The organism is Curtobacterium sp. AG1037, from assembly GCF_003349855.1.
GTDB classification, from domain to species: domain Bacteria; phylum Actinomycetota; class Actinomycetes; order Actinomycetales; family Microbacteriaceae; genus Curtobacterium; species Curtobacterium citreum.
Window position 1 is genome coordinate 34,320 of sequence record NZ_QQAO01000001.1, and the last position, 14,185, is coordinate 48,504.

General features: G+C 71.6%; 10 protein-coding genes. 6 read left to right on the forward strand and 4 right to left on the reverse strand.

Annotation, left to right across the window (positions count from 1 at the left end; all coding sequences use genetic code 11):
- Positions 1-38 precede the first annotated feature (38 nt).
- The gene (locus tag DEU32_RS00185; RefSeq protein WP_114848852.1) at positions 39-2,225 is read right to left on the reverse strand and encodes an MDR family MFS transporter; all 2,187 of its coding nucleotides are present in this window, start codon (positions 2,223-2,225) and stop codon (positions 39-41) included.
- A 98-nt stretch (positions 2,226-2,323) separates the two neighbouring features.
- Between DEU32_RS00185 and DEU32_RS00190 the strand changes: the two genes are divergently transcribed.
- Both DEU32_RS00190 and DEU32_RS00195 read left to right on the forward strand, forming a co-directional pair.
- Positions 2,324-2,800, forward strand: a complete 477-nt coding sequence (locus DEU32_RS00190) for a MarR family winged helix-turn-helix transcriptional regulator (RefSeq protein ID WP_114848853.1) — start codon at positions 2,324-2,326, stop codon at positions 2,798-2,800.
- Positions 2,801-2,935: 135 nt separating this feature from the next.
- Positions 2,936-4,747: a DEAD/DEAH box helicase gene (locus DEU32_RS00195; RefSeq protein WP_181819146.1), complete on the forward strand. Its 1,812-nt coding sequence runs from the start codon at positions 2,936-2,938 to the stop codon at positions 4,745-4,747.
- Between the two features lie 178 nt (positions 4,748-4,925).
- On the opposite strand, the gene DEU32_RS00200 is transcribed toward DEU32_RS00195, so the two are convergent.
- A complete protein-coding gene (locus tag DEU32_RS00200; RefSeq protein ID WP_114848854.1) occupies positions 4,926-5,858 on the reverse strand; it encodes an NAD-dependent epimerase/dehydratase family protein in 933 nt (310 codons plus the stop codon).
- A gap of 122 nt (positions 5,859-5,980) precedes the next feature.
- On the opposite strand from DEU32_RS00200, the gene DEU32_RS00205 reads away from it, so the two are divergent.
- From DEU32_RS00205 to opgC, 4 genes are all read left to right on the forward strand, one after another.
- Positions 5,981-6,715: a TetR/AcrR family transcriptional regulator gene (locus DEU32_RS00205; protein ID WP_114848855.1), complete on the forward strand. Its 735-nt coding sequence runs from the start codon at positions 5,981-5,983 to the stop codon at positions 6,713-6,715.
- Positions 6,716-6,835: 120 nt separating this feature from the next.
- Positions 6,836-8,863, forward strand: coding sequence for a glycosyltransferase (locus DEU32_RS00210; RefSeq protein WP_229666782.1), 2,028 nt, complete (start codon positions 6,836-6,838; stop codon positions 8,861-8,863).
- Between the two features lie 2 nt (positions 8,864-8,865).
- A complete protein-coding gene (locus DEU32_RS00215; protein WP_058742853.1) occupies positions 8,866-9,273 on the forward strand; it encodes an ATP-binding protein in 408 nt (135 codons plus the stop codon).
- Positions 9,270-11,834, forward strand: coding sequence for an OpgC domain-containing protein (gene opgC, locus DEU32_RS00220; RefSeq protein WP_181819147.1), 2,565 nt, complete (start codon positions 9,270-9,272; stop codon positions 11,832-11,834). The genes DEU32_RS00215 and opgC overlap by 4 nt, the downstream gene beginning before the upstream one ends.
- Positions 11,835-12,215: 381 nt before the next feature.
- Here the strand turns inward: opgC and DEU32_RS00225 are convergent, their stop codons facing one another.
- Positions 12,216-13,331 carry a Gfo/Idh/MocA family protein gene (locus DEU32_RS00225; protein WP_167510010.1) on the reverse strand — a complete coding sequence of 372 codons (1,116 nt, stop codon included), beginning with the start codon at positions 13,329-13,331 and terminating at the stop codon, positions 12,216-12,218.
- Positions 13,328-14,152, reverse strand: coding sequence for a ThuA domain-containing protein (locus DEU32_RS00230; RefSeq protein ID WP_114848856.1), 825 nt, complete (start codon positions 14,150-14,152; stop codon positions 13,328-13,330). Before DEU32_RS00230 ends, DEU32_RS00225 begins: the two co-directional genes overlap by 4 nt.
- Positions 14,153-14,185: the final 33 nt, after the last annotated feature.

Here is a 14,185-nt window from a genome sequence, read left to right on the forward strand (position 1 = left end):
CGGTCCCGGTGCGCGGTGCACCCGGACCGGCCGCGTGGTCACCGACGCTGGGTCGGCGTGGAGCCGGTCATCGGCCCCGTGAAGGACCCGGCCTCGGCGGCGGCGAGACCGGCCTGGACCTCCAGCTCATCAGCGCCGTCACCGGCACCGTTCGCCTCGTCGTGCTGCTCCTGCAGCGCCGAACGCTGGCGGAGCGGCGGCACCCGGAAGAACCAGGTGAGGACGAACGCGAGCAGGATCACCCCGAGTCCGACCCAGTAGATCGTCACGGACGAGGCGTTGAACCCCGCCATGAACGGCCGGGTCAGCCGGCTGTCCGCACCGGTCAGGAACGAGGTGTCGTTCGTGCTCGTGGCGTTCGAGTCGGTGCCACTGCCGTCCTGGATCTCCTGCGCGAGCTTCGGCGTCAGCTCGTCGACCCAGTACGTGCGCTGCGAGGCGTCCGACCAGTCGACGGTCACCGTGCCGTCCTGCACGCCCGCGTGGGCCTTCGTCGCCACGGCGTCGAGCGCGGCGGCCTCGGCAGCGGGCGTGGCGTCGGCGACCTGCTGGTCGATGACGGTCTGGGCGGCGGCCTCGGGCAGCGCCCCGGCGTCGACCTGGGCCTGGACGGCGGCGCTGACCTTCGACACGACCTGCGCGTCGGCGGCCTGCTTCGCCTGCGCGGTCGCGTCGTCGAGCTGTGACTGCACGGTCTTCGTGAGCGGCGCGGTGATCGGGGCCCAGATCTTGTCGATCGCGCCCTGGTTCTCGGCCTTGCCCGCCACGGTCGGGTCGAGTGCGGCGGAGAGCGCCGGCTTCAGGTCGGCCTGGTTCGCGGTCGCGGTGAGGATGTTCGACGGCATCACCGAGAACAGGATCGACAGGAGCACGGCGGTGCCGAGCGTGCCGCCGATCTGCCGGAAGAAGGTCGCCGACGAGGTCGCGACGCCCATGTCCCGGGCCTCGACCGAGCCCTGGGACGCCAGGGTCAGCGACTGCATGACCGAGCCGAGCCCGAGGCCGATGAGGAACATGCCGATCATCAGGAACCAGAGCGGCTTGTCGATCGTCATGAAGGTCAGGACGACGTAGCCGGCGGAGACCAGGAACGTGCCGATGACCGGGAAGATCCGGTAGCGACCGACGCGGGCGACGATCTGGCCGGAGGTGATCGACGCGATCATGAGCCCGCCGACCAGGGGCAGCGTCGCGAAGCCGGACTCGGTCGGGGTGAGGCCGACGACGATCTGCAGGTAGAGCGGGATGGTCAGCATGGCACCGAACATCGCGAAGCCGACCAGGAACCCGATGACCGTGGCCATCGAGAAGGTGCCGGACCGGAAGAGCTTGAGCGGGATGATCGCCGCGTCGCCCATCTTCGCCTCGACGAGCAGCAGCGCGACGAGACCGAGCGCGCCGATGACGTAGCTCGCGATCGCGGCGGGGGAGCCCCAGCCCCAGGTGCGGCCCTGCTCGGCGACGAGCAGCAGCGGCACGAGCGTGACGATCACCGCCGTGGCGCCCCACCAGTCGACCTTCGGCTTGTCGCCCTTGCCGTGCACCTTCGGCAGGTGCAGGAAGACAATCACCATGATGAGCGCGGCGACACCGATCGGGACGTTGATGAGGAGCACCCAGCGCCAGCCGGTGATCCACAGGATCTCGGAGGAGCCGGCGAGCAGGCCGCCGATGAGCGGGCCGATGACCGACGAGATGCCGAACACGGCCAGGAAGTAGCCCTGGTACTTGGCGCGCTCGCGCGGGGCGAGGATGTCGCCCATGATCGCGAGCGGCAGCGACATCAGGGCGCCGGCGCCGATGCCCTGCACCGCGCGGAACGCGGCGAGCATGAGCATCGAGGTGGACATCGACGAGAGCACGGCGCCGAGGATGAACACCACGATGCCGAAGATGTAGAGGGGTCGGCGGCCGAAGATGTCGGAGAGCTTGCCGTAGATCGGCGTCGCGATGGTCGACGTGATCAGGTACGCGGTCGTGACCCACGCCTGCTGGTCGAGCCCGTGCAGGTCGTCGCCGATGGTGCGGATGGCCGTGCCGAACACCGTCTGGCCGAGGGACGACAGGAACATGCCCGCCATCAGGCCGTAGATCACGAGGAGGATCTGGCGGTGCGTCATGAGCGGCTGCTGGCCGGGCGTGCCGGGCGCGGGCGCGGCGGTCGCCGCGGGCGCCTCGGCCGCGTGGCGGCCGTGCTGCACCGGGACGGGTGCGGTGGCGGTCATCGAACTCCTTTTTCTGGCTGTGTAACTTTGCAGACCGCGCAACGATACATCCATTGCTTCCAGCAAGCAACTAATTTGGGCGCCGGTACCCTGGCCGCGTGACCGAGGACCGCGCCGCCGCCGAGCGGCTCCTGCACGCGCAGCTCGACCGGCTCTGGGTCCGCCAGGCGCTCCGCTCGTCGCTCATCGAGTCGCGCGGCGGGCTCGACCCGACGGCGCGCGTGATCCTGCGGGCTGTCGACCACTTCGGTGCCGTCCGTTCGATGGCGATCGCCGACGCGACCGGGCTGTCCCGGCCGGTCGTCAGCCGTCGGGTCGCGTCGCTGGTCGAGGCCGGGTACCTCGACACCTCGCCCGACCCCGCGGACGGACGCGCGAGCCTGGTCGCGGTCGCCGACGCCGGTCGCCGGCTGCTCGACCGGCTCGACGTCGCCGGCGCCGAGGCCGTCGACGAGCTCACGCAGGCCTTCGCGACCGACGAGCTGCGCACGCTGGCCGGACTGCTGGCCCGCCTCAACGACCGTGCGGACACCGTCCTCGGCATCGGCGCGCCGGACCGCGACGACGCGGCCTGACCACGCGGCCCGCGTCGCGGACGCGACCGGGGACGGACCGGAGGCTCGTGGCGGGGCCCGCCACGAGCCTCCAGTCCGGTGCTCCGTCACCACGCGCGGTCGCCGCGCAGGTCGCAGCCGGGGTACCGTTTCCGCATGAGCACGGACACCGCCACCACCACCGAGACCACCGACGAGGGGCCCGTGGTGACCTTCGCCGACCTCGGCCTGAGCGACCCGGTGCTCAAGGCCGTCAAGGAGATCGGCTACGAGACCCCCTCCGCGATCCAGGAGGCGACCATCCCGACGCTGCTCGAGGGGCGCGACGTCGTCGGCCTCGCGCAGACCGGGACCGGCAAGACGGCGGCGTTCGCGCTGCCGATCCTGTCCCGCATGGAGTCGGGCGCGAAGGTGCCGCAGGCCCTGGTGCTGTCGCCCACCCGCGAGCTCGCGCTCCAGGTCTGCGAGGCGTTCGAGCAGTTCGCCTCCCACATGAAGCACGTGCACGTGCTGCCGGTCTACGGCGGCCAGGCGTACGGCGTGCAGCTGTCCGCCCTGCGCCGCGGCGTCGACGTCGTCGTCGGCACGCCCGGTCGCATCATGGACCACATCGCGAAGGGCACGCTCGACCTGTCCGAGCTGAAGTACCTCGTGCTCGACGAGGCCGACGAGATGCTCAAGATGGGCTTCGCCGAGGACGTCGAGACGATCCTCGCCGAGACCCCGGACGACAAGCAGGTCGCGCTGTTCTCGGCGACCATGCCCGCGCAGATCCGCCGCATCTCGCAGCAGTACCTGACGGACCCGGCCGAGATCACCGTCAAGACGAAGACCAAGACCGCGGCGAACATCACGCAGCGGTACCTGATGGTGTCGTACCCGCAGAAGGTCGACGCGCTCACCCGCATCCTCGAGGTCGAGGACTTCGAGGGCATGATCATCTTCGTCCGCACCAAGAGCGAGACCGAGACCCTCGCCGAGAAGCTCCGCGCCCGCGGGTACGCCGCCGCCGCGATCAGCGGTGACGTCGCCCAGGCGCAGCGCGAGCGGACGGTCAACCAGCTGAAGTCCGGCAAGCTCGACATCCTCGTCGCGACCGACGTCGCCGCCCGCGGTCTCGACGTCGACCGCATCACGCACGTCGTGAACTTCGACATCCCCGTCGACATCGAGTCCTACGTGCACCGCATCGGCCGCACCGGTCGCGCCGGACGCAAGGGCGACTCGATCAGCTTCGTCACGCCGCGCGAGCGCCGCCTGCTCTCGGCGATCGAACGCCACACCAAGCAACCGCTCACGCAGATGCAGCTCCCGACGATCGACGACGTCAACGAGACCCGCCTGACCCGCTTCGACGACGCGATCACCGCGGCGCTCGAGCAGCAGGACCGGATCACGGCGTTCCGCGACGTCATCGCCCACTACGTGCGGAACCACGACGTGCCGGCCGACGACGTCGCCGCCGCGCTCGCGGTGGTCGCGCAGGGGGAGTCGCCGCTGCTGCTCGACCCCGCCGACGACCAGCTGCGGAACCAGGTCGACCGCGACGGTGCCCGCGCCGCCCGGCCCGACCGGGACCGCGAGGACCGTGGTCCGCGTCGCTCGCAGCCGATGACCGCCTACCGCATCGAGGTCGGGCGTCGCCACCGCGTCGAGCCCCGGCAGATCGTCGGCGCGCTCGCGAACGAGGGCGGCCTGCGCCGTGACGACTTCGGCGCGATCCAGATCCGGCCGGACTTCTCCATCGTGGAGCTGCCGCAGGACATGGACGCCGGCGTGCTCGACCGGCTGTCGGACACCCGGATCAGCGGGAAGCTCATCGAGATCAAGCCGGACCGCCGGGGTGGTGGCGTGCGGCGTGACCGGGACGACCGTGGGCCGCGTGGCGGGGGCCGGGATCGCGACCGCGACGACCGCGGTTTCCGTGGTGGCGACCGGGAGCGCGGGCCGCGCAAGCCCCGGTACTGAGGCGCGCGGTCGCCGGCTCGGCGCCGTTGCCGAGACGCCCTGCCGTCGCCGAGACGCCCTGCCGTTGCCGAGACGCCCCCGGATCCGGGGCGTCTCGCTCGTTCGGGGGCGTCTCGGTGCGTTCGGGGGCGTCTCGGTGCGTTCGGGGGCGTGTCGGTGCGTTCGGGGGCGCCGTTCGCTACGCCGTCACGAGTCCCGACAGGGTCCGGCGGCACACCTCGTCCCACGGCGTCGGTTCGATCCCGAAGTGCGCCCGTGCCTGCCGGTCATCGAGCACGTACGGCGCGGTCCACTGGTACCCGAGCTGTGCGAGCTCGCGCATCAGGGGCGTGACCAGGCCGATGGCCCGGACCAGCCCCATCGGCAGCCCGCGCACGGGGACCGGCGCACGACCAGCGGCGTGGAGCACGTCGGTGAGCGCCTGCTCCTGGGTCCGGGGTGGGTTCGACGGGACGTTCCAGGTGCGCCCGTGCGACGAGGGGTCGCCGACCGCCGCGACGAGCGTCCGCGCGACGTCCTGCACGTCCGTGTAGGTGTGCGGCCGGTCGGTCCGGCCGATCACCGTCACGGCCTTCCCCTGCAGGGCGGCGGGCAACACCCGTGTCACGTGCCCGTTCTGGCCGATGCCGGGTCCGACGTAGTCCGAACCGCGGACCTCGACGGCCCGCAGTCGTCCGGCCTCGTGCGCGGCCCGCGCCTCCGCCCACATCCGCGCCCGCAGCACGCCCTTGTGGTCGGTCGCCGCGTCGGGCAGGTCCTCGTGCATCGGTCCGTCGACGGGGCCGTACGGGTACAGGTTGCCGGTGATGCCGTACACGGCCCCGGTCCGCTCGGCGGTGGTCAGCAGGGCGTCCGCGAGCGGCGGCCACACCCGCTCCCACTGCGTGTAGTCGCCGGGGTTGGCGCAGTTGTAGAGCGCAGCGGCGCCCTCGGTGACGCGGGTCAGTGCACGGGCGTCGGCGGCGTCGAGTGCCTCGTGCCGCACGCCGGGAAGACCGGTGTCGCGGCCGGACCGCGTGACGACGACGACCTCCTCCCCGCGGTCGGCGAGGTGGGCGGCGACGTGCCGCCCGACGGGACCGGCGCCGACGACGACGTGGTGACGGGACATGGTGGCCTCCTGGATCGATTCGGAGAGCGGTGCTCTCGGAAGCAGTGTGGCGCGCTTCGGCTCCGTTCGCAAGAGCAGTGCTCCCGTTTGTGTGCACTGCTCTCGCATGGCATCCTGGCGGGATGTCCGACAATGCCCCGACCGCCCGCGCCCTGGCGCGCGAGACCGTCCGCGCGCGGATCCTCGCTGCAGCTCGGGCGCGCCTGACCGAGGAGGGTCCCGCGCAACTCAGCCTGCGGGCCGTCGCGCGGGACGTCGGACTCGTGTCCTCCGCCGTCTACCGGTACTTCGCGAGCCGGGACGACCTGCTGACGGCGCTGCTCGTCGCGGACTACGACGAGCTCGGCGCCGCGGTCGAGTCCGCCGAGGCGCCGGTCGACCGCGCGGACCACCTCGGCCGCTGGACGGCTGCGTGCCGGGCGATCCGCACGTGGGCGACCTCCCACCCCGGCGACTTCGCACTGCTCTACGGCTCACCCGTGCCCGGCTACGTCGCACCGCAGGACACGATCGAGCCGGCCTCGCGGGCGACGCACGTGCTCGTCCGGATCGTCACCGAGGTCTGGGACGACCCGGACGAGGGTCCGTCGCGGACCGGGACCGGCCCCGCGGTGGGTGACCCGGCGCGGACGGCCACCGCGATCGCCGACGCCGTCGCCTACACGCGACAGCGGGGCTTCCACACCGACCCGCACCCCGAAGCCGTGCTCCGCCTGCTCATGGCGTGGACCACGGTGTTCGGGGTCCTGTCCTTCGAGCTGTTCGGTCACGCCGTCGGATCGGTGTCCGATCCTGATGCCTACTTCGACGAGGTCGTCGTCCACCTCGCGTACGACCTGGGGCTCGCGGGCCGCTGAGCGTGGTCGGACGGCGCTTCATCGGGGCGTCGGGCTGACAGGTCCTCGTGTGCTGCGGTAGACAGGCTGGTACGCAGCGCACTCACCAGCGCTGTCCGGCAGCAGCAGGGAAGGATGCCGATGACGGCGCTCGACGTCAGCCGCCAGGACCGGCGACGGCTCACGACCGGCACCCCGACCCGGCGGCTCGCCGTGGTCCGGACGGTCGCCCTGCTCGCCTCGATCGCCGGCGTGAACTACATCGTCTGGCGCTGGGCCGCCTCCGTGAACTGGCACTCGTGGTGGATCGCGGTGCCGCTGATCCTGGCGGAGACCTACAGCGTCATCGACTCGCTCCTGTTCGCCTTCGGAGCGTGGCGGCTGCGCGAGCGGGGGGAGCCGCCGACGAAGCCGGCCGGGGACGTCACGGTCGACGTCTTCGTCACGACGTACAACGAGCCCGTCGAGCTCGTCGTCCGCACCGCCCGCGCGGCGAAGGCGATCACACACCCGCACAGCACGTGGATCCTCGACGACGGCAACCGTCCGGAGATGCGCGCCGCCGCAGAGGCACTCGGGATCGGCGTCATCACCCGCGGTGCCGACTGGGTCGACCGTCCCCGCCACGCCAAGGCCGGCAACCTCAACAACGCGCTGCTCGCCACCCAGGGGGAGTTCCTGCTCATCCTGGACGCCGACCAGGTCCCGGAGCCGTCGATCCTCGACCGCACGCTCGGGTACTTCAAGGATGAGCGGATGGCGCTCGTGCAGACCCCGCAGTGGTTCGAGAACGTCCCGGACGCCGATCTCCTCGGAAGTCAGGCGCCCCTGTTCTACGGGCCGATCCAGCAGTCGAAGGACGGCTGGAACGCCGCGTTCTTCTGCGGCTCGAACGCGATCCTGCGCCGCGAGGCCCTCATGCAGCTCGGCGTCACCCGCTACGTGCGCGAGGTCGAGGAGTCCGTCGAGCGGACGATCAAGACCTCGCGGAAGCTCCTGGCCCGGGCGCGCGAGACCGAGACCGACCCGCGCGTGCTCGACGCGCTCGACGGCGCCGAGCAGGTCGTCGACCGCGCCCGTGACCAGATCGACCGGGGCGAGCCGCTCGGCGACGTCACGTACGACTTCCAGCGCGGCATCGACGCGATCGCCTTCCGGTTCGCCGCCGCCGACCTCGAGGCGGTCCGCCGCGACCTGCAGGAGCTGGCGGCGATGTCGACCGAGGCGGACACGTTCGCCGGGCTCGACGACGCCGCACTCGACGTCCTCGGTCGGCGCGAGGCCTCGCCCGTCGCGGCCATCGAGTCGATCGCCGTCCTGGCCCGCGCGCTCGACGTCAACCGCGACGACGAGGCGCAGCCGATCATGCCGCTCGCCACGATCTCGGTCACCGAGGACATGGCGACCGCGATGCGCCTGCACGGCCTCGGCTGGAAGTCTGCGTACCACGACGAGATCCTCGCCAAGGGCCTGGCGCCCGAGGACCTGCCGACCATGCTCGTGCAGCGCCTCCGGTGGGCACAGGGCACCATGCAGGTGTTCTTCCGCGAGAACCCCCTCGTGCAGAAGGGGCTCTCGTTCGGGCAGCGCCTCATGTACTTCTCGACGATGTGGAGCTACCTGTCCGGCTTCGCCGCGGTCGTCTACATCGCGGCCCCGGTGCTCTGCCTGTCGTTCGGGGTGGTCCCGGTCCAGGCGTACAGCGTCGACTTCTTCGTGCGGCTCATCCCGTTCCTCGTGCTCAACCAGGCACTGTTCTGGGTGGTCGCCGCGGGCAGACCGACGTGGCGCGGGCAGCAGTACTCGCTCGCGCTGTTCCCCGTGTGGATCGAGTCCGTGACGAGCGCGTTCGAGAACGTGTTCCGGGGCAAGCCGCTCGGCTTCCGGGTCACCCCGAAGGTCCGCGACGAGTCCGAGCAGAAGCCGCGGTGGGACCTCGTCAAGCCGCAGCTCATCGCGATGGCGGCCCTCGTCGCGTCGCTCGTGCTCATCGGCATCCGCTACCTGACCGGCCAGGCGGAGGGGATCGCGCCCCTCGTCAACTCCGCCTGGGTCGTCTTCGACCTCTTCATCTTCAGCATCGTGATCCGGGCCGTCCGCTACGGCGGTCCCGGCCCCGGGACGGTGCAGTCCGAACACGAGTCCTCGACCGCAGGAGGCCCGCTGTGACCATGCAGCACGTGACCTTCGAGGTGCCGGCCGTCGCCGCGTCCCTCGACGAGGTGCAGGACCGGTTCGCCGCCTGGTGGGAGACGCTCGACGTCGACGACGTGCGGCTCCGCTTCGCGCTCGAGACCGCGTTGGCCGAGATCGCCGCGAACATCGTCGAGCACACGAAGCGCACCGACCGGGTCGAGGGCCGCCGGTACACGGTCGAGCTCCTGGCGACCGACCGCGAACTCCTCGCGGTGCTCACCGACAACGGGCAGCCGGCGGACGTCGACCTGTCCGCGGTGACGATGGCGGACGTCGACGAGGAGAGCGGCCGCGGCCTCGCGCTCGCCACCGCCGCGCTCGACCGGCTCGAGCACCAGCACGTCGGCGGTCACAACATCTGGACGCTGGCGTGCACCCGGTGAGGGGCGTCCTGGCCAAGGCCGTCGCGCTCCTCGTCGTGCTCGGGACGCTGCTGCTCGGCGGCGCACTCCCGGCGGCCGCGGTGACGGCGAACCCGGCGGCGGCGACCCCGGCGGCGGCGACCCCGGCGGCGGCGACCCCGGCGGCGGCCTCGGACCGCGGTGCGCTCCCGGCGTCCGACCGGGCGTGGTTCGGCCCCGACCTGGACTGGGGCGACGACAGCCCGGACGGCTACGCGGGCCGACTCGGTGCCGTGCCGTCGATGTACGGCGTCGAGATCGAGTACCCCTTCGACCGGAGCGCGCGGAAGGAGTTCCTCCGGGCGACCCGGGCCGCGGCCGCCCAGGGGGCCGTCCTCGTCGTCAGCCTCGAGCCCTCGCAGTCGCTCGGCTCCCTGACCCGCGCCGACGCCGAGACGGCGAACCGCCTGTTCGAGGAGGTCCACCGGCAGTACGACACCCGCGTGCTCGTCCGCTTCGCGCCGCAGATGAACGGCACGTGGGTCCGGTGGGGGCAGCAGCCGACCGCGTTCGTCGACGCCTTCCGCACGCTCGCCGGCGTCGTGCACGCCGGCGACTCGTCGGCCGCGATGGTGTGGTCGCCGTCGTACGGGGCCGGCTACCCCTTCGGGGAGTCCGCCGGCCGCCTGCAGGACCTGTCCGCGACCGACGTGTCGAAGCTCGACACGAACGGCGACGGACAGCTCACCGCGGCCGACGACCCGTACGCGCCGTACTGGCCCGGTGCGTCGAGCGTCGACTGGGTCGGCCTGTCCATGTTCTCCTTCGGCAAGGGCAAGGCCACCGAGGCCGCCGGGCGCGAGGTCCCCCTCACCACCAACGAGGTCCCCGCCGCCGGTGAGGTCCAGGCACGCTTCGACGAGACCTGGGGCTACCAGCAGCCGCAGACCGAGGGCACCTTCACCCAGCGCTTCGCCGTCGACCAGGACCGTCCGATGCTCCTGGACACCGGGGCGCTCTACGACCACTCGCTCAAGGGAGCCGCGGAGCTCCCCGTCAAGCAGGAGTGGTGGCGGCAGGTGATCGCCGCCGTGCAGCAGCACCCCGAGGTCCGCGGCGTCACGTTCCTCGAGACGAACCGCCGCGAGCCCGAGGCCGGCAACCGGGTCGCGGACTGGCGGGACACGGCCGTCCCGGGGATCGCCGGGTCGTTCCGGACCGACCTGCAGGACGCCGACCACTTCGTCTTCGGGCCGGTCACCGAGCGGATCACACCGCAGGACGGCGCCGCCGCCGTCAGCCAGGAGTACGAGACCGGCGGCGACCAGATGGCGTGGATCGTCTGGTTGGCGGCCGGTCTGGCGGCGGTGTTCCTGCTCAGCGGCCTCGTCGGTCTCCTGCTGCCGAGCTGGCGCTACCCCGACGACGGCAAGCCCGGGCGCGACCTGCGGCTCGACCTGTTCCGCGGGTTCATCATCCTCGCCGTCGTCATCACGCACATCGAGATCGGCGGACCGTACTCGTACATCACGCTGCACGCGACCGGCGCGATCACCGGCGCCGAGATGTTCGTGTTCCTGTCCGGCATGGTCCTCGGCATGACCTACCCGTTCGCGATCAAGAAGTTCGGCGAGTGGGTCGCCGCCGTCGGCGCGTGGAAGCGTGCGCGGAAGCAGTACCTCGTGACCCTCGGGGTGATCCTGGTCGTCTTCGCGATGAGCTTCATCCCCTTCCTGAACACCGATGCGATCACGACCTTCACGGACCGGGGGACCGGGACCGGCGGCGTCGGGGCCGAGGGACGCGTGTACGACCTGTACCCGAACGCGATGCAGCTGCTCGCGTACCCGCCGCCCTGGTACGCGATCCGGCAGTTCCTGCTGCTCGAGATGGGCCCGTGGCCGTTCAACATCATGGGACTCTTCGTGGTGCTGAGCCTGTTCATCCCGCTCTTCATGTGGGTGATCCGGCGCGGGTTCTGGTGGGCGCTGCTCGTCGTCAGCTGGGGTGTCTACGTTTTCCAGGCCCTCAACCCCGACTTCCGTCCGCTGAACTCGCAGTTCGAGGCGGTCTTCCCCCTCCTCACCTGGCAGGTCGTCTTCACGCACGGACTCGTGCTCGGCTACTACCGCCGACAGGTCATCGGCGCGCTCACCGGTCGGCTCGGCAAGGTGCTCATCGGCGTCGGCATCACCGGGTACGCGCTGTTCCTGGTCTACGTCTGGGCGGGCAACCAGTTCGGCTTCACCCCGACCCCGTTCCCCGCGACGATGTACGACCAGCTCTACAACACGGCCTACCAGCGCGTGGACCTGCAGTGGGGCCGGCTCGTCGACATCGCGTTCTTCGCGATCGTGTCGTACGCGATCCTCACGGTGTTCTGGAAGCCGATCGCGGCGGTGATCGGCTGGCTCTGGATCCCGATCGGGCAGGCGAGCCTCTACGTCTTCGTGTGGCAGGTGTTCTTCGCGCTGGCGATCGCGTCGATCCCCGGTGTCGACTGGTTCAACGGGTGGATCGGCTTCGCCGCCCACACCGCGCTGATCCTGCTGGTCTGGTACATGATCCGCAGGAAGTTCCTCTTCTCCGTCATCCCCCGCTGACCCCGCACGCGCGTTCGTTCCCATCGCGAGTGATGTGGGAAGCGGAATCGCGCATACCTGGTCAGAACGAACGACCCGGTGCGCGCGGATCGACCTGGTACGCGCGGTTTCGCCCGGTACGCGCGGAGGCACCGAGCACGCGCGTTCTTTCCCATCGCGAGTGACCCGGGAAGCGGAATCGCGCGTCGGAGGTCGGAAGGAACGACCTGGTATGCGCGGATCGACCTCCGTTGCGGGGATCGGCCCGGCATGCGCGGATCGGCTTCCTCCGCGCGGACCGGTAGCGCGGGTGGGCGGGTGCGCCGCGACCACGGACGGACGGGAGGCGCGGTGCCGGCCGGCACCGCGCCTCCCGTCCGTGGGGTGGTCGCGTGGGGCGGGTCAGGCGAGCGCGCCGCTGTCGGTCGCGAGCGCCTGCCGGACCGGACCCCACGCGGCGAGCCGCTCCCGGACCGCCTCGTCCCGCTCGGTCTCGAGGGCTGTCGCGTGCGCCTGCTCGAGCACCTCGTCGACGACCACGCGCTGCCCGGAGCGCGCCGACGCGATCGCCGCGTCGACCATCACCAGGCTCATCACGTTGCGGTGTACCTCGCCGTCGGGACGGTGTCCGGACCGGACCGCGCGGACGAACGAGGCGAGCGCTCCCGCGATCTCCGTCCCGACCCCGGCGGCGGGCTCGGGCGACCCCGCTCCGCCGTCGACGACGCTCGACGGGTCGTGGTCGCCGTCCCAGGCGGCCGAGCCGGTCGCGCCGGTGGCCCGCCAGTCGCCGTTCCAGGACGTCTCGTCGCCCGGCGCGCACCACGAACCGTCGTAGACGTAGCGGACGTCGTCCTCGAACGTGAACACCGCGGCGGCGTTCGCGTGCCCGCGGTACCAGGACCACGACGGGTTCCACGACTCGCAGTACACCGACACCGGCTCGCGTTCGAGCACGTAGCGGGCGGAGTCGAACGCGTGGATCGCCATGTCGAGGAGCAGGACGTCGTCCATCTCTTCGCGGAAGCCGCCGAAGCGCGGTGCCCTCGCGAACCGGGTGTTCAGGCTCCCGACCCCGCCGAGCGCGCGGACGTGCTGCCGGAAGGCGACGAGCTGGTCGTTGTAGCGGCGGGACTGGGACACCATGAACAGCTGCCCGGTGACCTCGGCCGCGGCGGCGAGGGACAGGGCCTCGGCGACGGTCTGGGCGGCGGGCTTCTCGCCGAGGACCGGCAGACCGGCGTGCAGGGCGTCCATCGTGACCTGGTGGTGGGCGACCGGCACGGTGATGTCGAGGACGGCCTCGGCACCGGTCTCCGCGAGGAGCGCCGTGAGGTCCCGGCCGACCGGGATCGACGGGGCGCCGGCCAGGTCGGCCCCGGTGCGTGCGGCGTCGAGGTCGAGGTCGACGACGCCGACGAGCTCGACGTCGGGGTCGGCGGCGACGGTGGCGAGCCACGCGCGGCCCATCCCGCCGGCGCCGACCTGCACGACCCGCAGCGGGGCGTGGTCGGTCATGCGCGAGCCCCGGCGGCGTGCTCGTCGGCCTGCTCGGACGCCGTCTCGTCCGGCTCGTCGTCGAACGGGCCCCGGTAGTGCTGGCCCTCGAAGTACTCGCCCAGGTCGTAGCGGCGGAGCGTCGGCAGCTCGCGCTCCCGGTCCGGCCGGGCCCACTCCGCGCCGTTCGCGACCACGCGACGGACGTCGGGGTGGTGGTACACGGGGAAGTCCTGGTCACCAGGCGAGAAGTAGAAGATCTTCCCGAGGCCGCGGCGGTAGGTCATGCCGCTCCGGAAGACCTCGCCGCCGGTGAACCCCGAGATGAAGATCAGCTCGTCGGGGGTCGGGACGTCGAAGTACTCGCCGTACATCTCCTGCTCGGGGATGACGATCGGGTTCGGGACGCCGCGGGTGATGGGGTGCTGCGGGTTCACGGTCCAGACGAGCTCCTGGTCGTGCTCGCTGCGCCACCGGAGCGTGCAGGTCGTGCCCATGAGCTTGCCGAAGATCTTCGACCAGTGGCCGGAGTGCAGGACGACGAGCCCCATGCCGGACAGGACGTGCTTGTGCACCCGGTCCACGACGGCGTCGTCGACGTCCGCGTGGGCGGCGTGCCCCCACCAGGTGAGGACGTCGGTCTCGGCGAGCACGGCGTCGGTCAGGCCGTGCTCGGGCTCCTGCATGGTCGCGGTGCGGACCACGGCCTCGGGCAGGTGCTCGCGGATGCCCGCGGCGATCGCCCCGTGCATGCCCTCGGGGTAGCGCTCGGCGACGTGTTGCTCGACCTGTTCGTGGACGTTCTCGCCCCAGACGGTGACGCGGAGGGGGGTGGTGGTCATGGTGTGTGCCTTCCTGGCTGTGGGAGCGCGGAG